Here is a 19,542-nt window from a genome sequence, read left to right as displayed (position 1 = left end):
CGCCACCGCGACGCGGCACCGAGTCTGGGTGGACTGTTGTCTGCTCGGCGCCATGGATTGCATGCCCTGGAAAGGGTGGGAACAGAAGCTCGTGACCACATTCAATATCGCGCAATGGCGAGCCTGGGCTCCCGGTCTTACCTCGCAAGCAGAATGGCGCCAATGGAGCCAGGACCCGAGCGTATTCACGCCATCGGCAGACCAGGCCCCCGACGTGTCCTTCCTGCCCGCCATGCAACGTCGGCGCCTGAGCCGGATGGCGCGCATGGCGTTCGCGGTCGGCTGGCCGCTGGCCGAAGGCCTGAACGATCTGCCATTGGTGTTCGTGTCCCGTCACGGCGAAACCCCGCGCACCCTGGAAATCCTCAAGGAGCTGGCCGCCGAGCAACCACTGTCGCCGACGCAGTTCAGCCTGTCGGTGCATAACGCGGTGATCGGCCTGTGGTCGATCATGCGTGGCGAGACCAGCGAGATGACTGCGCTGGCAGCCGCCGGTGACGGCCTTGAGCACGGCGTGCTGGAGGCCGCCGCGCTATTGAGCGAAGGCGCTCCGGCCGTGTTGCTGATTCTCAGCGAAGAAGAGCCTCCCGAGGACTATGCGCAATGGATCGACGACGTGCCCTTCGCCTATGCCGTCGCCCTGCTGCTGACCCCAGGTGAGCAATGGACGCTGACACTTGAGCCCAACGTCCACCAAAAACAGCGCACCCCACGCCCGCATGCCCTGAACCTGCTAGGGACCCTGCTCGGCAACCATCCCGCCTGCCAACACCACTGGGAACACCGCACATGGAATTGGCAACGCACGCTGTAACCAAAGCCCGACGTGGCAACGCCTACTACTGGCGCCTGCTGGCCACCGCCGCGTGCTTTTTGCTGTTCGGCCTGGGTGGCCTGTGCCTGCGCTTGATCGTCTTCCCGCTGCTCGGCCGCCTTTCCCGCGAGCCCGACGCCTTGCGCCGCCGCGCCCGGCAGACCATCAGCTGGCTGTTCTGGATGTTCATTCAAGTGATGCGCCGCTGCGGCGTGCTGACCTTCGAGGTGCACGGCGCAGAACGGCTCGGCCGCCCGGGGCAGATGATCATCGCCAATCACCCGTCGCTGATCGACGTGGTGTTCCTGATCGGCCTGGTGCGCAACGCCAACTGCGTGGTCAAGCAGAGCCTGTGGCGCCACCCCTCGACACGCGGCCCGGTGCGCTCGGCGCAATACATCAGCAACGACGGCAGCATGGACATGCTCGAAGACGCCGCGCAAGCGTTGCGCAGCGGTCAGACGCTGATCATTTTTCCCGAGGGCACGCGCACCACACCCGGCCAGCCACCGGTATTCCATCGGGGTGGCGCGGCCATCGCCCTGCGCGGCGCCAGCGTGATCACTCCGGTCACTATCAAGGTCAGCCCCACCACCCTGACCAAAGCCGAACCCTGGTACCGCATTCCAGCCACACGTCCGCACTTCAGTTTTCACGTCGGTGCCGATATAGACCCTGTGAGCTTCACCGCGGCAGGCTCGGCGCCCCAAGCGTCGCGCAAGCTCAACGATCATCTGCACCACTATTTCACCAAGGAACTCGCCGCCAAATGAGCGATTTGAACACGGACCTCGCCATGCAGATCAAGCTGCTGATCATCGACGCCCTGGGCCTCGAAGACATCAGCGCGCAGGACATCGGCGACGACCAACCCCTCTTCGGCGAAGGTCTGGGCCTGGACTCGGTAGACGCCCTTGAACTCGGTCTGGCGATCCAGAAACGTTATGGCATCAAGATCGATGCCGACGCCAAGGACACCCGCAATCACTTCAATAATGTGGCCAGCCTCGCGGCTTTTGTCACGGCCAAACAGGCAGCCTGAGACCGTACCATGCAAACCCGTGATGACATCTTCGACACCCTGCGCGACGCCTTGGTGGAGCTCTTCGAACTGGAGCCATCCCAGGTCACGATGGACGCCAACCTCTATGAGGACCTGGAGATCGACAGCATCGATGCCGTTGACCTGATCGACCACATCAAGCGCCAGACCGGCAAGAAAATCGCCGCCGAGGACTTCAAGACCGTACGCACCGTGGGCGACGTCGTCGATGCCGTGCATCGTCTGGTCAGCACCGCCGCATGAGTCGACTGATCGGCCTCACCCTGCTGTTGGCCGGTTTGTCGTACCCCTTCGTGGTGTATTTCGGGCTGGAACACTTCAAGCCCTGGCAAGTGGGCCTGCTGCTCGGCGCCCTGTGGCTGGCGCGAGTGCTGACCAGCCCGGCTCGAGTGGGCAATCGCTGGATGGCCGGTGCGGCCATCGCGTTCTGTGTACTGGTGATGGTGGTCGGCAACGCCCAATTGCTGCGCTGGTACCCGGTGCTGATCAGCACCTTCATGCTCGGGCTGTTCGGCTCCAGCCTGATCTACGGTCCACCGGTGGTTGAACGTCTGGCGCGCCTGCGCGAGCCGGAACTGCCCGCCGTGGCCATCGCCTACACGCGCCTTGTGACGCAAGTGTGGAGCGGTTTTTTTCTGGTCAACGGCCTCATCGCCGCAGGCCTGACTCTCTGGGCGCCACTGAGCTGGTGGACGCTGTATACCGGCTTGATCGCCTATGGACTGATGGGCTTGCTGTTCGCTGGCGAATGGTGGGTCCGACAACGCGTAAGAGGCCGCGCATGACATGGATAAAACTCGAGCATCTGCTGCTCGAGGCGCTACCCGGGCGAACCGTCACCTTCGACCCGGCACTGGATCAACCGACCTTGCAGCGCCGCGCTCTGAGCCTGGCAGCGGCCTTGCAACGCAGGGGCATCAAGCGCCTGGCCGTGCACCTGGCCGATGCGGGAGAGCTGGCCGTAACGCTGCTCGGCGCCTGGCGTGCCGGTGTCAGCGTGCTGCTGCCCGCCGACCTGCAACCGCAGACCCGCCACCGCTGGGCAAGCGCGGTCGACCTGTGGCTGACCGACAGCGACCCGGCGCTTAGCGTGCACGCCGATGAGACGCTAGCGCCGGCCGCGCTGGACCTCGACCTGTGCCTGCTGAGCCTGTGCACCTCCGGCTCCAGCGGCGAGCCCAAGCGCATCGACAAGACCCTGCGCCAACTCGCCAACGAAGTGCAGGCCCTCGAACAGTTATGGGCGCCCACCCTGGGCCAGGCCTGCCTGATCGGCAGCGTCGCCACTCAGCACATCTACGGCCTGCTGTTCCGGGTGTTATGGCCGCTGTGCAGCGGCCGGCCCTTCTGGCGCGCCCAACTGCCCTTCCCCGAGGACCTGCAACGCGCCAGCCGCGAGCATCGCGAGTTCGCCTGGGTCACCAGCCCCGCCTTGCTCAAACGCATGGGTGACAACCTCGACTGGCCAGCCCTGAGTGCGGTCAAGCAGGTGTTCTCTTCAGGTGGAGCCTTGGCCGCAGACACCGCCGACGTGCTGGAACAACGCCTCGGCCAGCGGCCGACGGAGATCCTCGGCAGCTCGGAAACCGGCGGTATTGCCTGGCGCCAGCATGATGCCTTGTGGCAAGCCTTCGCCGACATCGAATTGAGCCAGGATGCCGACGGCGCCCTGTGCATCGCCTCCCCGTACCTGCCGGTCGGCCACGTAGAGCACAGTGCCGACGCCGTGCAGTTCCAGGCGGATGGGCGTTTCCAGCTGCTCGGGCGCCTGGATCGCATCGTCAAGCTGGAAGAAAAACGCCTCTCCCTGCCGATGCTCGAACACGCGCTGATCGACCATCCCTGGGTCGAGGACGCGCGCCTGGGCGTGGTGCACATCAACCGCGCCGCGCTCGGCGCGTTGCTGGTCCTCAGCCCGCAAGGTCTTGCAGCCCTGCGCAATCACGGCCGGCGCGCCCTCACCCAGGCGCTGCGCGAACATCTGGCGCAACATTGCGAAGCCGTGGCGCTGCCGCGGCGCTGGCGTTTGCTCGAACAACTGCCCTTCACCAGCCAAGGCAAGCTGCCTCAGGCGCTGATCGATGACTTGCTCAGCCAGGAGCGGCCAAAACTGCCGCTGGTGCTGAGCCAGGTTGAAGCAGGCCAGCAACTGCTGCTGCAACTGCGCGTACCCGTGGATCTGGCGTACTTCAGCGGGCACTTCCCCAGTACGCCTGTCCTCCCCGGCGTGGTGCAAGTGCAGTGGGCCCAGGCGCTGGCGGCCCAGGCACTGCAGATACCGCCGCGTTTTGCCGGCATGGAAGTGCTGAAGTTCCAGCAACTGGTACGCCCCGGCGACCTGCTGGACCTGACACTGGAATTCGACGCCGAGCGCGGCAAGCTCTACTTCACCTTCCGCAGCGGTGGCGCGGCCTGCTCCAGCGGCCGCATCCTCCTCGAGGCCGAGCATGCATAAGCCCTGCGCAGTGATCCCGGTGTACAACCATGAGGAGGCGGTCGGCGCGGTGGTCGCCGAACTACTGCGCGCCGGCCTGCCCTGCGTGCTGGTCGATGACGCCAGCAGCCCGCGCTGTGCCGAGGTCCTGCAGGCGTTGGCCGAGCAGCCCGACACCTGGCTGGTGAGCCTTGCCGCCAACCAAGGCAAGGGTGGCGCGGTCATGGCCGGCCTGCATGAAGCGCAACGCCTGGGCTTCAGCCATGCGCTGCAAGTGGACGCCGACGGCCAACACGACCTGCAGGACATCCAACGCTTCCTCGACACCTCGCGCCAGCATCCGCACGCGTTGGTGTGCGGTTATCCACAGTACGACGCCAGCGTGCCCAAGGGCCGCCTGTATGCGCGCTACCTGACCCACGTGTGGGTGTGGATCAACAGCCTGTCGCTGCGCATTCTAGATTCGATGTGTGGTTTTCGTGTGTACCCGCTGGCGGTGGTGATTCCGCTGATCAGCAACACCCGGCTGGGCAAGCGCATGGACTTCGACCCCGAAATCCTCGTGCGCCTGGCCTGGCGCAACCAGCCGATGCAATGGCTGCCAACCAAAGTGCATTACCCCACCGACGGCCTGTCGCACTTTCGGCTGTTCCACGACAACGCGCTGATCTCCAAGATGCACGCCAAGCTGTTCTTCGGCATGCTCGTACGCTTGCCGGTCATCCTCTGGCGGCGAGTACGGGCATGAGCGAGCAAAAGCACTGGGCTGACCATCAGGAGCGCGGCAGTTTCTGGCTGATGAAACTCACCGCCCTGGCCGTCAAGCTCCTGGGCCGACGGCTGCTGAGCCCGATTCTGTACGGCATCGTCCTGTATTTCTTTGTCTTCGGTAAACGTGCGCGCCAGAGCATCTGGGAGTATCAGCGCCGACTCGCCGTCAGTAGCGGGCTGGCGATTCTGCAGCCAAGCCTGCGCTCGGTGTTCGGGCAATTCATGGCCTTCGCCGACGCGCTGCTCGACAAACTCGACGTGTGGAACGGTCGCCTGCGCCTGGAGCAGATCCGGATCGTCGATCCGGCCAACCTGCGTCCGGCCATGCGCGGCGCCCGCGGGCAACTGCTGGTGGGCGCGCATCTGGGCAATCTGGAGGTGTGCCGAGCGCTTGCCGAGCTGGGTGAAAAGGTCACCATGAACGTGTTGGTGCATACCCGCCACGCCGAGCGCTTCAACCGCCTGCTGGGCGAAGCGGGCGCCACCAACCTGCGACTCGTCCAGGTCAGCGAGTTGAACCCGGCAGTGATGCTGCAACTGAGCGAGCGCCTGGATCGCGGCGAATGGCTGGCCATCGCTGGTGATCGCGTGCCGCTGCATGGCGGCCGTCACGTGCGCGTCGACTTCCTTGGCGCGCCAGCCGCCTTCCCGCAGGGGCCCTGGCTGCTGGCCGGGCTGCTCAAGTGTCCGCTCAATCTGTTTTTCTGTCTCAAGCAGCAGGGCCGCTACCACGTCATTCTCGAACCCTTCGCCGAGCAGGTGCAGTGGAAGCGTAACGACCGCGATCAGGTGATCGCCCAGTGGGTCGGCCAGTACGCCAAGCGCCTGGAGCACTATTGCCAGCAGGCACCGCAGCAATGGTTCAACTTCTACCCTTTCTGGAAAGCCGATGACCACTCCCAAGCATGAGCCGATCCTGTTCGGCCAGGCCCCTTTGGCGATCGAAGCCATCCTCGCCGTCGCCAAACAGCAGGCCCCTAGCGCCTTGCAAAGCGATGCGCCGTACCGCGAACGTATCGCCAAAGGCGCGCGCTTCCTTGACTCGTTGCTGGACAAGGAAGGCGTGATCTACGGCGTCACCACCGGCTATGGCGACTCGTGCGTGGTGGCGGTGCCCCTGGAGCATGTCGAGGCGCTGCCGCGGCATCTGTATACCTTCCACGGCTGCGGGCTGGGAAAAACCCTCGACGCCAGCGCCACCCGCGCGGTGCTCGCCGCGCGTTTGCAGTCGCTGTGCCACGGCGTATCGGGCGTGCGCATCGAGTTGCTCGAACGTCTGCACGCCTTTCTCGAACACGACGTGCTGCCGATCATTCCCGAAGAGGGCTCGGTAGGTGCCAGCGGCGACCTGACGCCACTCTCCTACGTGGCCGCGACCCTGTCCGGCGAGCGCGACGTACTGTTCGACGGTGAGCGCCGCAGCGCCGCCGATGTGCATCGCGAGCTAGGCTGGCAGCCGCTGGTGCTGCGTCCCAAAGAGGCGCTGGCAATCATGAACGGCACTGCGGTGATGACTGGCCTCGCCTGCCTGGCGTTCGCCCGCGCCGACTACCTGCTCAAGCTGGCCACCCGCATCACCGCCCTCAACGTGGTCGCCCTGCAAGGCAACCCCGAGCATTTCGACGAGCGTCTGTTCGCCGCCAAGCCCCACCCCGGGCAGATGCAGGTGGCGCGCTGGTTGCGCCAGGACCTGGCCATCGAGGCGCCGACGCCGCCCCTGCACCGTTTGCAGGATCGCTATTCGCTGCGTTGCGCGCCTCACGTCCTCGGGGTGCTGGCCGACAGCCTGGGCTGGCTGCGCGGATTCATCGAGACCGAACTCAACAGTGCCAACGACAACCCGATCATCGACGCCGAAGCCGAGCGCGTGCTGCATGGCGGGCACTTCTATGGCGGCCATATCGCCTTTGCCATGGACAGCCTGAAAAACCTGGTCGGCAACGTCGCCGACCTGCTCGACCGGCAACTGGCCCTGCTGGTAGACGTGCGTTACAACCACGGCCTGCCGAGCAACCTGTCCGGAGCCCCGGCGGAGCGCGCGATGCTCAACCATGGCTTCAAGGCGGTGCAGATCGGCGCCAGCGCCTGGACCGCCGAAGCGCTGAAAAACACGATGCCGGCCAGTGTGTTTTCGCGCTCCACCGAATGCCACAACCAGGACAAAGTCAGCATGGGCACTATCGCCGCCCGCGATGCCCTGCGCAGCCTCGAGCTCACCGAACAGGTCGCCGCCGCCGCGCTGCTGGCCGCCCAGCAAGGCGTATGGCTGCGCGGTCGCGACCCACAAGCGCGCCCATTGCCACCCGCCCTGGCGCAGATGCACGGGCAACTGGCCGAAGACTTCGCGCCGGTGATCGAAGACCGCGCGCTGGAGGGCGAGCTGCGCCTGTGCCTGCAGCGCATCGCCGATCAGCACTGGAGCCTGTTCGATGCGTAGCCGCGGCGTGTTGCAGGTCGATAGCGAAATCCTCGTGCCGTTCTTCGACGTCGACAGCATGGACGTGGTCTGGCACGGCCACTACGTCAAATACCTTGAAGTGGCGCGCTGCGCGCTGCTCGACCACCTGGGCCACAACTACGTGGACATGCGCGCTTCGGGCTACGCCTGGCCGATCATCGACATGCAACTGCGCTACGTGCGCGGCGCGGTGTTCGGTCAGCGCCTGAACGTGCGCGCCGAACTGGTCGAATGGGAGAACCGCCTGAAAATCAATTATCTGATCAGCGACGCCAAGACCGCAGAGCGCATGACCCGCGCCACCACCGTACAGGTCGCCGTGGCCATCGCAAGCCGCGAAATGCAGCTGGCCTCGCCGCAAGTCTTTATCGATGCCGTGGAGCGCGCCCTGCCATGATCCGCCTGTTGACCCTCATCACCCTGCTCGCCGTGACTAGCCTGGCCCAGGCATTCAGCATCGACGAACTGAGCCAGCAACTGGGCAAGCCCACCGTGGTGCGTGGCCCGTTCATCCAGGAAAAACACCTGCGTGCGCTGCCGGTACCGCTGACCAGCAAGGGCAACTTCGTGCTCGCCAAGGCCAACGGCCTGCTGTGGTTGCTGAGCAGCCCGGTGCAGCAGGATTACCGCATCGACGCCCGCGGCATCGCCCGTCGCGACCCCGGCGGCTGGCAAGTACTGCCCAGCCGCGGTGGCGGTGCCGAGCAGAACCAGCTGTTCTTCGCCGTGCTGCAAGGCGACAGCCGCCAGTTGCAGAAGGACTTCGAGCTGGCCCTGCAAGGCGATGCCCAGCACTGGACGCTGCAATTGACCCCGCGCTCGTTGCTGCTCAAGCAGATCTTCACCCGCATCGACATCAGCGGTGGCGAGTACGTCGAGCGCATTCAACTGGCCGAGACTCAGGGCGACAGCACCGTGCTGCGCATGACCAACAGCACCAGCAGCAGCAATTTAAGCGCAGCGGAGCGTGCCGATTTTGCCCAGTGAGCGGCTTTTGACTCGCGCCTTTTTGGCTTTGCTGCTGGCGGTCGCCTTGCTGGCTGGCTGGCAGTGGCGCCATGGCGCGCCGGTGTCGGCCAACCTGATGGAGCTGGTACCGAGCGCGCAGAACGCCTCGGCCCAGGACAGCGCCGTGCGCCAGCAAGCCGAAGAACGCATGCAAGCGCCGCTCAACCGTGAGTTGCTGGTCCTGGTCGGCCAGGCTGAGCGCACCAAGGCCGTGGCCCTCGCCCAGCACCTGGGCGAGCAATGGCAGGCCAGCGGGCTGTTCGAAAAGGTCCAGTGGACACTGCAATCCGACTTGCCGGCGCTGCGTCGGCAACTGCTGCAAGGGCGCCTGGCGATGCTGCCCGTCGCTGACCGCCAGCTGCTTGAGCAAGACCCGGGAGCGTTCATCCAGCAACGCCTGCATAGCTTGTTCGACCCCTTCGCCGGCTTCAGCCTGGTGCCTGCTCAGGACGATTGGCTGGGGCTCACCGCGCGCATCCAGAACGCCCAACCCAAGCACGGCCTGGTGCAACTCGACATGGCCAGTGGCGCCCTGGTCAGCGAGGCCGATGGCCTGAACTGGGTACTGCTGCGGGCGCGTACCCGCGGCGATGCGTTCGATATGCAACTGCCGCTCAAGGTCACCGACCTGGTGGACGCCGCGCGCCAGCAGGCGACTCAGGCCGACGCCCGGTTGCTGGCCGCCAGCGGCCTGCTGTACGCCGCCAACGGTCAGCGCGAGGCCACCCGGGAGATGACCTGGGTCGGCGGTGGCGCCACCTTGGGCATCATTGTGCTGTTGCTGCTGACCTTGCGCCGCTGGCGGGCGCTGCTGGCGTTCGTGCCAGTGCTGGTGGGCATGCTGTTCGGTGCCGTGGCCTGCGTCGCGCTGTTCGGCAAGATGCACGTGATGACGCTGGTGCTGGGCTCCAGCCTGATCGGCGTGGCGGTCGATTACCCGCTGCACTATCTGACCAAAAGCTGGAGCCTGCGCCCCTGGCAAGCCTGGCCGGCGATGCGCGTGACCCTGGTCGGCCTGAGCCTGAGCCTGGCCACCAGCGCCATCGGTTACCTGGCGCTGGCGTTTACGCCCTTCCCGGCCCTGACCCAGATCGCGGTGTTTTCCGCCGCCGGCCTGCTCGGCGCGTATCTGTGCGCGGTGTGCCTGCTGCCGGCGCTGCTCAATGGCCTGCAACTGCAACCGCCGCAATGGCCGCTGCGCCTGAGCCAGCGCCTGGTCGACCTGCGCGCCGCGCTGCTGCGGCATGTGCCCAGCCCGGTGTTGCTAGGGTTGCTGTTGGTGTTCTGCGGCGCCGGCCTGTGGCAACTGACTGTCAAGAACGATATCCGCCAGTGGATCGGCGTGCCGCCAGGGCTGATGCAGGAAGCTCAGGCCATCGCGCGCATCACCGGCTACCAGCCCACCAGCCAGTTCTTTCTGGTCAGCGGCAAGGATCAACAGCAACTGCTCGAACGCCAGCGCACCTTGAGCCAGCGCCTCGACACACTGGTCGGTGAAGGCCATTTGCAAGGCTACCTGGCTCTGAGCCAACTGGTGGCGCCGGTCAGTGAGCAACAGCAGACCCGCGCGGCACTGGCCCGATTACCCGCTCATTGGCAGCCGCTGATCGACGCAGGCCTACCGCAGACAGGGTTGCAGATGGAGCTTGCGCAGTTGCAAGCCGCGCCGGCCGAAGACATCGACCAGGTGCTCGCCGGCCCCCTGGGTGAGCCGTGGCGCACCCTGTGGCTGGGCCCCACGAGCCTGGGCGTGAGTGCCACCGTCAGCCTCCAGGGCCTGGGCAATGCGGCGCTGCTGCAACAGGCGGCCGACGGCCTGCCGGGCGTGCAGTGGGTCGATCGCCTGGGCGAACTGAACCGCCTGTTCGCCGCCACGCAGGTCAGCGCCGCCGAACTCAAGCTGGCGTCCTGCGTGCTGATCGCGGCGCTGCTGGTGTTGCCGTTCGGCCTGGGCGGCGCCGTGCGGATGATCTGCCTGCCATTGCTGGCGGCGCTGTGCAGCCTCGCCAGCCTGGGCTGGATGGGGCAACCGCTGACGCTGTTCAGCCTGTTCGGCCTGTTGCTGGTCACGGCCATCAGCATCGACTACGCCATCCTCATGCGCGAGCAGATCGGCGGCGCCGCCGTGAGCCTGCTGGGCACCTTGCTGGCGGCCGCGACCACCTGGCTGTCGTTCGGCCTGCTGGCGATATCGGCCACCCCGGCGGTGAGCAACTTCGGCCTGTCCGTCAGCCTCGGCCTGGCGTTCAGCTTCATGCTCGCGCCATGGGCGGCCAAGGCCCGCAGCGACGAGCAGGCACTGCCATGATCATCGCCCTGTTCTGGCTGCTGGTGCTGGCGCTGATCGGCGTACCGATCCTCAGCAAAATCGCCGGTAACTGGCTGGGGCTGTACTGGGCCACGCCGTCCTTCGTCGGTGCCAGTCGTTGGCGCGAGAGCCTGCTGCTGAATATTCGCGGGCTCAGCGAAATCGTTTTTCTCAACCTGCTGTTGCAACAGCAGTTGGTCAGCCCGGCGCTGTATTTCGCGCTCATGGCCATGAGCCTCACCGCCACGCTGCTGCCGGCCATCGCCGGGCTGCATCGCGCGCCCACCACTCTGCAAGACCTTGCCAGGAGGCCCTATGCCAATCCTTGAATCCGAACAGCGCACGGTCGTCGTGATCGGCGCCGGTCCCGCAGGCGCCATTGCCGCCGCCCTGCTCAAACGCAAGGGCCACGACGTGCTGATCGTCGAGCGCCAGCAGTTCCCGCGGTTTTCCATTGGCGAAAGCCTGCTGTCTCACTGCCTCGATTTCGTCGAGGAGGCCGGCATGCTCGATGCCGTCCAGGCCGCAGGCTTCCAGATGAAGAACGGCGCCGCGTTCGCCTGGGGCGAGCAGTACAGCGCCTTTGATTTCGGCGACACGTTCAGCGCCGGCAAGCCCACCACCTTCCAGGTGCAGCGGGCGAGTTTCGACAAGTTGCTCGCCGACCAGGCCAGCGCGCAGGGCGTGGAAATCCGCTATGAGCAAGCCATCATCGCCGCCGACTTCAGCGCGACGCCGCGCCTGCAAGTGCGCCGCGAAGACGGCAGTGAATATTCGCTCGAGGCGCGGTTCGTGCTCGACGCCAGCGGTTACGGCCGCGTGCTGCCACGCCTGCTAGGCCTGGAGAAGCCCTCGGACTTCCCGCTGCGCCAGGCGATCTTCACCCACGTCGAAGACCGCATCGATCACCAGGGTTTCGATCGCAACAAGATCCTCATCACCGTGCATCCCGAGCATCGCGACGTGTGGTTCTGGAGTATCCCGTTCAGCGATGGCCGCTGCTCGGTGGGCGTGGTCGGCGCCAAGGAGTACTTCGCTGGCCGCGAGGGCGATCTGGATGCCTGCCTGAAAGAGTTCGTCGCCCAGACGCCAAGCCTGCACAAGGTGCTGGTGAACGCCGTCTGGGATACCCCGGCGCGGACCATCGGCGGTTATGCCGCCAACGTCACAAGCCTGCACGGCAAGGGCTTCGCCTTGCTCGGCAACGCCGCCGAATTCCTCGACCCGGTGTTCTCCTCCGGGGTGACCATCGCCATGCGTTCGGCGAGCATGGCTGCGGGCCTGCTCGATGCCGAGCTGAGCGGCGCCGCTGTCGACTGGCAGAGCCAGTTCGCCGAGCCGCTCAAGCGTGGCGTCGATACCTTCCGCGCTTATGTCGAGGCCTGGTACGACGGCAGTTTTCAAGACGTGATCTTCTACCCCGGCAGCGCCCCGGAGATCCGCCGCATGATCAGCTCGATCCTTGCCGGCTATGCCTGGGACAGCCGCAACCCCTTCGTGGCCGAACCGGCGCGGCGCCTGCGCATGATCGCCGAAGTCTGTGCGGGTCCGCGCGCATGAACAAGCCCGCCGCGTTCTTCAGTAACACCTATGTCGAAGAGACCCGCTTCGGCTTCTGGTTCCTGCGCAGTCACACCTGGCAGCACCACGTGCTGCGCGTGGCAATCAACGATTTGCGCCGCCTGTTCAGCGAACCACCGCCCGCCCAGGCGGTGCTGCTGGACGCAGGTTGCGGGCAGGGCAAATCGTTTCGCTACCTGCGCGATACCTTCGCCCCCGGGCAGTGGCTGGGCGCCGATGCCGATCCGCACAGCCTCACCCTCAGCGGCCAGGAGGCCGAGCGCCTTGGCCTGGAGGTCAAGCTGCTGGGCAGCGACTGCGCCGAGCTGCCGCTGGCCGATGCCAGTGTCGATATGGTCTTCTGCCACCAGACCTTCCACCATCTGGTCGAGCAGCAAAAGGCTCTGGCCGAGTTCTATCGCGTGCTCAAGCCGGGCGGTTACCTGCTGTTCGCCGAGTCCACCGAAGCCTATATCGACACCTGGGTGATCCGCTGGCTGTTCCGCCACCCCATGCACGTGCAAAAGAGTGCAGCCGGGTATCTGCAGATGCTGCGCGAGCAGGGCTTCGCATTCGCTGAACGCAACGTCTCCTACCCGTACCTGTGGTGGAGCCGGGCGACTGACTTCGGCCTGCTCGAACGCCTCGGTCTGCGCCGCCCCAAGCCGTTCGGCGAGCGCGAAGAAACCCTCGTCAACGTGGTCGCCCGCAAGCCACTGCAGGCCGCACCGTGATGCTGCGCGCCCTGCTCCTTGGCTGCCTGCTCCTGCTCGGTGCCTGCGCCAGCCAGCCACCGCTGCCTGCTATCGCTCCCGACCTGCAACTACCTCGGCAATTGCACGTATTGCGCCAGCAAGGCGAACAGCGCCAAGACTGGATGCTGGTGATTCAGCGCGAAGACAACGCCCTGCGCTGGTCGCTGCTGGACTTCCTCGGCATCCCCCAGGCTCGCCAACGGCTGGTCGACAATCAATGGCGCGCCGACGGCCTGTTGCCGCCCAATCCCCAGGCACGGGAGCTGTTCGCGGCAGTGCTGTTCGCCCTGACCACACCCGAGCAACTGGCCAGCCGTTATCCGCAGGCCCGCGCCATGGGTAGCGATCGTCAGCTGGGCGAGCGCTGGGTGGTGCACTATCGCGGCGCCGACGACTTCACCTTGACCCTGGCCCAGGGCCTGAGTTATCAGGTCAGCCCCTTGCCCGCCGAGAGCACACCATGACCGCCTACCTGACCGCCCTAGGGATCAACTGCGCGCTGGGCATGGATCAGACCGAGGTCGCCCGGCGGCTGTTCGCCGGCGATTGCTCCGGTGTGCGCAGCGAGGCCGGCTGGGTGCCGGAGCGCCAGGTCGGGGTGGCGGCGGTGACCGGACAACTGCCCGCCCTGCCCCCGGCTCTGGCGCGTCACAACAGCCGCAACAACCGTTTGCTGCTGCAGGCCGTGCAGCAGATCGAGGGCGATATTCAGGCCGCGATCCAGCGCTATGGTCACGCGCGCATCGGCGTGGTATTGGGCACCAGCACCTCCGGCATCGACGAGGCCAGCCAGGGTATCGGCCACTACCTGCAGCACCAGTACTTCCCTGACGACTACCAATATCGCCAGCAGATGCTGGAGGCGCCAGCGCAGTTCCTCGTCGAGCTCCTGCAATTGCGTGGCCCGGCCTATGTCATCTCCACCGCCTGCACCTCCAGCGCCCGGGCCTTGCTCAGCGCTCAGCGGCTGCTGAATCTGGGCGTTTGCGATGCTGTGCTGTGTGGCGGGGTCGACAGCCTGTGCCGGCTGACGCTCAATGGCTTCTCGGCACTCGAAGCGGTCAGCGCGCAACGTTGCAATCCGTTTTCGCGCCATCGCGATGGCATCAATATCGGCGAAGGCGCCGCCGTGTTCATGATGACCCGCGAGCCCGTTGACGCACCTATCGCGCTGCTGGGTTGCGGGGCGAGTTCCGATGCCCACCATATCTCCGCGCCGCACCCCGAGGGCGACGGCGCCGTGCTGGCGATGAACAAGGCGCTGCGCCAGGCCGGGCTGGCGGCAACCGATATCGACTACCTGAATCTGCACGGCACCGCCACGCCGCACAACGATGCAATGGAGAGCCACGCCGTGCACCGGGTGTTCCCCGAGGGCGTGCACTGCTCGTCAACCAAGCCCATGATCGGCCACACCCTGGGCGCCGCCGGCGCACTGGAAGCCGCGTTCTGCTGGTTGAGTCTGGCCGGTGACGGGCACCTGCCACCGCACCTGTGGGACGGCCAGGCCGATCCGCAACTGCCTGCGCTGCGCTGGGCGGGTGTCGACGATCGCCTGCCCTCGCACGGTCCGCGCCGCCTGATGAGCAATTCGTTTGCCTTCGGTGGCAGCAATATCAGCCTGATTCTGGGAGACGCCCGATGATCACCTGGCCCCTTGCCGAGCTGGTGCCCCACGCCGGCGACATGATTCTGATCGACAAGGTGCTGGCCTTCGATGAAGACAGCATCGACACCTGCCTGACCGTGCGCGCTGGCGGGCTCTTCAACCAAGGCGACGGCAGCCTGCCCGCCTGGCTCGGCGTCGAACTCATGGCCCAGAGTATCGCCGCCTATGCCGGCTGCCACGCGCGCCGCCAGGGCCTGCCGGTGGCCATGGGCTTTTTGCTCGGCACGCGTAAGTTCGAATGCAACGTCGACCGCTTTGCGCTCGGCGCCGAGCTGAGCATTCGCGCGCTGCGCACCCTGGAAGATGACAACGGCATGGGTGTCTTTGAATGCCATCTCACCGGTCCAGGGGTGCACGCCAGCGCCCGCCTCAATGTTTATCGTCCGCCCAATGCCGCACAGTATCTGGCTGAAACGGCGACACAGGAAACTTCCCAATGACTGAATCCATTCTGGTCACCGGCTCCAGCCGTGGCATCGGCCGCGCCATTGCCTTGCGCCTGGCCAGCGCCGGCTACGATCTGGTGCTGCATTGCCGTAGCGGTCGCACTGAGGCCGACGCCGTGCAGGCGCAAATCCAGGCCATGGGCCGCCAGGCGCGGGTGCTGCAATTCGATGTGGTCGACCGCGCCGCCTGCGCGACCATTCTGCAGGCCGATGTCGAGGCCCATGGCGCCTATTACGGCGTGGTCTGCAACGCCGGCTTGACCCGCGACGGGGCTTTTCCGGCGCTGACCGAAGAGGACTGGGACCTGGTGATGCGCACCAACCTCGATGGTTTCTACAACGTGCTGCACCCGGTGATGATGCCGATGATCCGGCGACGCGCTGCGGGCCGCATCGTCTGCATCACGTCCGTCTCGGGCATGATTGGCAATCGCGGGCAGGTCAATTACAGCGCGTCCAAGGCCGGCATCATCGGCGCCGCCAAGGCCTTGGCCATCGAGCTGGGCAAGCGCAAGATCACCGTCAACTGCGTAGCCCCCGGGCTGATCGACACGGCCATGCTCGACGAGCATGTGCCGGTCGAAGACCTCCTGAAGATGATCCCGGCGCAGCGCATGGGCACGCCTGAAGAGGTCGCCGGGGCGGTGAACTTCTTGATGTCCGCCGAAGCCAGCTACATCACCCGGCAGGTCCTGGCCGTCAACGGAGGGCTGTGCTGATGAAACGTGTCGTCGTCACCGGCATGGCCGGCATCACCTCGCTGGGCAACACCTGGCAGGCCATCAGCGAGCGCTTCGCGGCCAACCGCAGCGGTATTCGGCGCATGGACGAGTGGGATCGCTTCGAGGAACTCAATACCCGCCTGGCCGGGCCCATCGATGATTTCGCCGTGCCCGGCCACTGGACCCGCAAGCAACTGCGCAGCATGGGCCGGGTCTCGAAGCTGGCCGTCGGCGCCGCCGAGCAAGCCTTGAGCGACGCCGGGCTGCTGGGCGATCCGTGCATCAAGGACGGGCGCATGGGCGTGGCCTGCGGCTCGTCCACTGGCAGCACCGACGAGATCAAGGCCTTCGGCAACATGCTGCTCAACTCGGTGGCGGAGGGCCTCAACGCCAACTCCTACGTGCGCATGATGCCGCACACCACCGCAGCCAATATCAGTATTTTCTTCGGCCTGACCGGGCGTCTGATCCCCACCTCGAGCGCCTGCACCAGCGGCAGCCAGGGCATCGGCTATGCCTATGAAGCGATCAAGTTCGGGCGCCTGCCGTTGATGCTGGCCGGCGGCGCCGAAGAGCTGTGTCCGACCGAGGCCATGGTGTTCGATGCGCTGTACGCCACCAGCCTGAAGAACGACGCCCCGCACACCAGCCCGCGCCCCTATGACAGCGGCCGCGATGGGCTGGTGATCGGCGAAGGTGGCGGCATGCTGGTGCTCGAAGAGTTGGAGCATGCGCTGGCCCGCGGCGCGCCTATCCATGCCGAGATCGTCGGCTTTGGCAGCAACGCCGACGGCCAGCACACTACCCGCCCGGAACAGACCACCATGCGCCGCGCCATGGAGCTGGCCCTCGAAGACGCCAGCCTCGCGCCCACCGCCATCGGCTACGTCAATGGGCACGGCACTGCCACTGAACAGGGCGATATCGCCGAGACCCTGGCCACCGCCAGCCTGTTCGGCAGCGCCATGACGATCAGTTCGCAGAAGAGCTTCCTGGGCCACACCCTGGGTGCCTGCGGCGCGCTGGAATCGTGGTTCAGCATCGAGATGCTCAACCGCGACCTGTACGTGCACACGCTCAACCTCGACGAGATCGACCCGCGCTGCGCGGAACTGGATTACCTGCGCGATGGCTTTCGCAGCATGAGCAACGAGTACGTCATGAACAACAACTTCGCCTTCGGCGGCGTCAACACGTCGCTGATCTTCCGGCGCTGGCACTGAATCAACACCCCGACACCCTCAAGGAGATATGCATGCAATTGAAAGCTCTCACTCTCTCGGCCGCCCTGCTGCTCGGTCTGTTGCCTGCCGTCAGCCAGGCGCGTGACACGGCGCTGTACCTGCCGTTCCAGAAAGTGGTCGACGAAATGACCGCCGCCAAGAAGCTCGACGGCAGCGTCAAGTTCTACCTCGCCGGCGTGCAGCCACGGGGCAAGGTCACTGTGGTTTCGCCAGCCGCAGTCACCAACAAGAAGACCAACGCCTTCAACAAGACCGACACCGAGGCCTGCGAATGGGTGCTGCAATCGGCGTTGCTGACCATGCAGGAAGCGGCCAAAAAAGTCGGGGCCAACGCGGTGGTCAACCTCGCCAGCTTCTACAAGAGCAACGAGCGCAAGGACCCGGTCACCTATGAGTGCCATTCGGGTGCGATCATTGCCGGTGTAGCGCTACGCGGCGATCTGGCCAAGGTGCAGTAAGCGGACCGCCGCTCAGTCGGTGTCCAGCAAGTGATGCAGTTCGACGAATTGCTGGGTCAGCTTGTGCCGCGGGTCCAGATGGATCAGCGGCATACTGGCTTCGTGGGATTCACGCATCTTGACTGAGCTGCTGAGGTACACCGGCAACACCGGCAGGCCCTCGGCGATCAGCGCGTCGAGCATCTGCTGGGGCAGGCTGGCGCGGGCCTGGTACTGGTTGACCACAATGCCCTCGACGCTGAGGTCCTCGTTGTGGTCGTCCTTGAGCTCCTGGATTTCTTCCAGCAGGCCGTACAGCGCCTGACGGGAAAAACTATCGCAGTCGAAGGGGATCAGCACTCGATCCGCGGCGATCAGCGCCGATACCGCGTAGAAGTTCAGAGCCGGTGGCGTATCGATATAGATGCGATCGTAGTCTTCGTCCAGGTCATCCAGCAGTTTGCGCAGCTTGTTGATCTTGTGCTTGGCCTCCAGCTTGGGCTGCAGGTCGGCAAGCTCCGCGGTGGCGGTGATGACATGGAGGTTGTCGTAGGGCGTTTCGTAGATGTCGACCGCATTCTTCTTGGTCAGCAAGCCGCTGGACAGAGTGTTCTTGAAGAACTCGGCAATGCCCATCGGGATGTCGGCCCCGGTCAGGCCCGTGAGGTACTGGGTGGAATTGGCCTGGGCATCGAGGTCGATCAACAGCGTACGGTAACCCTCGCTCGCACTCACCGCCGCCAGGTTGCAGGCGATGCTGGATTTGCCGACGCCACCTTTCTGATTGAACACCACGCGACGCATGGGAAGACCTCCTTGTTTCAGGGAATGTCCGAGTGTAGTGGCGTGGAGGGGATGTTCGCTACCTTGGCGGGCTTTTGATCACCGTATCTCTCCCAGAGGCCGCCACGAATACACCGCCTCTCACCCCGCCGCACGCAACAACTCCACGAAACCACTGACCATCGCCGAAGGTGTTTCCCGTCGTTGTACCAGCCACACCGCCGACTCCGCGCCGGGGTCCAGCAATGGGCGGTAGACCACGCCGTCGATGCGCATCCACTGGAAAGACGCCGGGAGTACCGAAACCCCCAGCCCCGCCGAGACCAGGCCGATAATGGTCATTGCCGCGCCCGCCTCCTGGGCGATGTGCGGGCTGAATCCGGCGGCGCGGGCGAGGTTTTGCAGTTGCGAGTACAGCCCGCTGCCGTAACCCCGCGGGAAGAACACGAACGGCTCGTTGGCCATGTCCGCCAGGTGCAGGCCGGAGCTGCTATCCGGCACCAGTGGATGGGCGCTATTGAGCACGGCGACCAGGGGTTCGCGGAACAACTCCACCGAGATCAGCGAATCGGGCAACGGCAGCGGCCGCATCAGGCCGATGTCGATAGAACCATCCACCAGCGAATCGGCCACCTCCTTGCTGCTCATTTCCTCCAGATTGAGATGTACCGCCGGGAAGGCCTGGCGAAAGGCATAGATTGCCTTGGGGATGCTGGAGTTGAACGGCGCCGACGTGGTAAAGCCGACTTTCAGTTCGCCCAGCTGCCCCAACTGCGCGCGACGGGCCACATCCGCGGCCTTGTCGACCTGCGCCAGTACCTGCCGCGCCTCTTCGAGAAACAGCCGCCCCGCTTCACTGAGCTCGACCCGCCGGTTGGTGCGCTCGAACAGGCGCGCGCCCAACTCTTGCTCCAGCGCCTGAATCTGCTGACTGAGCGGCGGTTGGGAGATCCCCAGGGCCAGGGCTGCGCGGCCAAAATGCAGCTCCTCGGCGACAGCGATGAAGTACCGCAGATGACGTAATTCCATGACAGCCCTATTGAGTCGTTAAACCTATCAAACAGGTCGAA

22 protein-coding genes and 1 pseudogene are annotated in these 19,542 nt (G+C 65.4%); 21 read left to right on the top strand and 2 right to left on the bottom strand.

Translation table 11 applies throughout. From position 1 onward, the window contains the following. Nucleotides 1-91 precede the first annotated feature (91 nt). From REH34_RS18050 to REH34_RS17950, 21 genes and pseudogenes are all read left to right on the top strand, one after another. Nucleotides 92-814, top strand: coding sequence for a beta-ketoacyl synthase chain length factor (locus REH34_RS18050; protein ID WP_311968666.1), 723 nt, complete (start codon nt 92-94; stop codon nt 812-814). Beyond that, nucleotides 790-1,587, top strand: coding sequence for a lysophospholipid acyltransferase family protein (locus REH34_RS18045; RefSeq protein ID WP_311968665.1), 798 nt, complete (start codon nt 790-792; stop codon nt 1,585-1,587). The genes REH34_RS18050 and REH34_RS18045 overlap by 25 nt, the downstream gene beginning before the upstream one ends. Then, nucleotides 1,584-1,856, top strand: coding sequence for a phosphopantetheine-binding protein (locus tag REH34_RS18040; RefSeq protein ID WP_311968664.1), 273 nt, complete (start codon nt 1,584-1,586; stop codon nt 1,854-1,856). Before REH34_RS18045 ends, REH34_RS18040 begins: the two co-directional genes overlap by 4 nt. Before the next feature lie 9 nt (nt 1,857-1,865). Next, complete coding sequence (locus REH34_RS18035; protein ID WP_226504226.1) at nt 1,866-2,120, top strand: acyl carrier protein; 255 nt, start codon at nt 1,866-1,868, stop codon at nt 2,118-2,120. Beyond that, the gene (locus tag REH34_RS18030; protein ID WP_311968663.1) at nt 2,117-2,662 is read left to right on the top strand and encodes a hypothetical protein; all 546 of its coding nucleotides are present in this window, start codon (nt 2,117-2,119) and stop codon (nt 2,660-2,662) included. The genes REH34_RS18035 and REH34_RS18030 overlap by 4 nt, the downstream gene beginning before the upstream one ends. After that, the gene (locus REH34_RS18025; RefSeq protein WP_311968662.1) at nt 2,659-4,332 is read left to right on the top strand and encodes an AMP-binding protein; all 1,674 of its coding nucleotides are present in this window, start codon (nt 2,659-2,661) and stop codon (nt 4,330-4,332) included. The genes REH34_RS18030 and REH34_RS18025 overlap by 4 nt, the downstream gene beginning before the upstream one ends. Further along, on the top strand, nt 4,325-5,059 hold the full coding sequence (locus tag REH34_RS18020; protein WP_311968661.1) for a glycosyltransferase family 2 protein: 735 nt from the start codon (nt 4,325-4,327) through the stop codon (nt 5,057-5,059). The genes REH34_RS18025 and REH34_RS18020 overlap by 8 nt, the downstream gene beginning before the upstream one ends. Continuing rightward, entirely contained in the window at nt 5,056-5,991 is a 936-nt protein-coding gene (locus REH34_RS18015; protein ID WP_311968660.1) for a glycosyl transferase, read from the top strand. The genes REH34_RS18020 and REH34_RS18015 overlap by 4 nt, the downstream gene beginning before the upstream one ends. Beyond that, nucleotides 5,972-7,519 carry an aromatic amino acid ammonia-lyase gene (locus tag REH34_RS18010; RefSeq protein WP_311968659.1) on the top strand — a complete coding sequence of 516 codons (1,548 nt, stop codon included), beginning with the start codon at nt 5,972-5,974 and terminating at the stop codon, nt 7,517-7,519. Before REH34_RS18015 ends, REH34_RS18010 begins: the two co-directional genes overlap by 20 nt. Beyond that, nucleotides 7,512-7,937, top strand: coding sequence for an acyl-CoA thioesterase (locus tag REH34_RS18005; protein ID WP_311968658.1), 426 nt, complete (start codon nt 7,512-7,514; stop codon nt 7,935-7,937). Before REH34_RS18010 ends, REH34_RS18005 begins: the two co-directional genes overlap by 8 nt. Next, entirely contained in the window at nt 7,934-8,527 is a 594-nt protein-coding gene (locus REH34_RS18000; RefSeq protein ID WP_311968657.1) for an outer membrane lipoprotein carrier protein LolA, read from the top strand. Before REH34_RS18005 ends, REH34_RS18000 begins: the two co-directional genes overlap by 4 nt. Next, complete coding sequence (locus REH34_RS17995; protein WP_311972113.1) at nt 8,517-10,856, top strand: MMPL family transporter; 2,340 nt, start codon at nt 8,517-8,519, stop codon at nt 10,854-10,856. The genes REH34_RS18000 and REH34_RS17995 overlap by 11 nt, the downstream gene beginning before the upstream one ends. 29 nt (nt 10,857-10,885) lie before the next feature. Beyond that, nucleotides 10,886-11,185: pseudogene (locus REH34_RS17990) on the top strand (sodium:proton antiporter); the annotation flags it as partial. Continuing rightward, nucleotides 11,172-12,416, top strand: a complete 1,245-nt coding sequence (locus tag REH34_RS17985; protein ID WP_311968656.1) for an NAD(P)/FAD-dependent oxidoreductase — start codon at nt 11,172-11,174, stop codon at nt 12,414-12,416. The pseudogene REH34_RS17990 and the gene REH34_RS17985, both read left to right, overlap by 14 nt. Beyond that, nucleotides 12,413-13,150 (top strand): class I SAM-dependent methyltransferase, encoded by a 738-nt coding sequence (locus REH34_RS17980; RefSeq protein WP_311968655.1) that lies wholly within the window; start codon nt 12,413-12,415, stop codon nt 13,148-13,150. Before REH34_RS17985 ends, REH34_RS17980 begins: the two co-directional genes overlap by 4 nt. Then, complete coding sequence (locus REH34_RS17975; RefSeq protein WP_311968654.1) at nt 13,150-13,635, top strand: hypothetical protein; 486 nt, start codon at nt 13,150-13,152, stop codon at nt 13,633-13,635. The genes REH34_RS17980 and REH34_RS17975 overlap by 1 nt, the downstream gene beginning before the upstream one ends. Continuing rightward, nucleotides 13,632-14,816: a beta-ketoacyl-[acyl-carrier-protein] synthase family protein gene (locus tag REH34_RS17970; protein WP_311968653.1), complete on the top strand. Its 1,185-nt coding sequence runs from the start codon at nt 13,632-13,634 to the stop codon at nt 14,814-14,816. The genes REH34_RS17975 and REH34_RS17970 overlap by 4 nt, the downstream gene beginning before the upstream one ends. Beyond that, a complete protein-coding gene (locus REH34_RS17965) occupies nt 14,813-15,280 on the top strand; it encodes a hotdog family protein (RefSeq protein ID WP_311968652.1) in 468 nt (155 codons plus the stop codon). Before REH34_RS17970 ends, REH34_RS17965 begins: the two co-directional genes overlap by 4 nt. Beyond that, complete coding sequence (gene fabG / locus REH34_RS17960) at nt 15,277-16,005, top strand: 3-oxoacyl-ACP reductase FabG (RefSeq protein WP_311968651.1); 729 nt, start codon at nt 15,277-15,279, stop codon at nt 16,003-16,005. The genes REH34_RS17965 and fabG overlap by 4 nt, the downstream gene beginning before the upstream one ends. Beyond that, nucleotides 16,005-17,231 carry a beta-ketoacyl-ACP synthase gene (locus tag REH34_RS17955; RefSeq protein ID WP_226504212.1) on the top strand — a complete coding sequence of 409 codons (1,227 nt, stop codon included), beginning with the start codon at nt 16,005-16,007 and terminating at the stop codon, nt 17,229-17,231. The genes fabG and REH34_RS17955 overlap by 1 nt, the downstream gene beginning before the upstream one ends. A 32-nt stretch (nt 17,232-17,263) precedes the next feature. Then, nucleotides 17,264-17,710 carry an excinuclease gene (locus REH34_RS17950; RefSeq protein WP_226504211.1) on the top strand — a complete coding sequence of 149 codons (447 nt, stop codon included), beginning with the start codon at nt 17,264-17,266 and terminating at the stop codon, nt 17,708-17,710. A 12-nt stretch (nt 17,711-17,722) separates the two neighbouring features. Here REH34_RS17950 and REH34_RS17945 read toward each other — a convergent pair whose 3' ends face one another. Together REH34_RS17945 and REH34_RS17940 are read right to left on the bottom strand one after the other, a co-directional pair. After that, on the bottom strand, nt 17,723-18,493 hold the full coding sequence (locus REH34_RS17945) for a ParA family protein (protein ID WP_311968650.1): 771 nt from the start codon (nt 18,491-18,493) through the stop codon (nt 17,723-17,725). Nucleotides 18,494-18,613: 120 nt separating this feature from the next. Continuing rightward, complete coding sequence (locus REH34_RS17940; protein WP_311968649.1) at nt 18,614-19,501, bottom strand: LysR substrate-binding domain-containing protein; 888 nt, start codon at nt 19,499-19,501, stop codon at nt 18,614-18,616. Nucleotides 19,502-19,542: the final 41 nt, after the last annotated feature.

Source organism: Pseudomonas baltica (assembly GCF_031880315.1).
GTDB lineage: Bacteria > Pseudomonadota > Gammaproteobacteria > Pseudomonadales > Pseudomonadaceae > Aquipseudomonas.
Note: the sequence above shows the minus strand (reverse complement) of the source record. Positions and strands in the feature narration are given on the sequence as shown.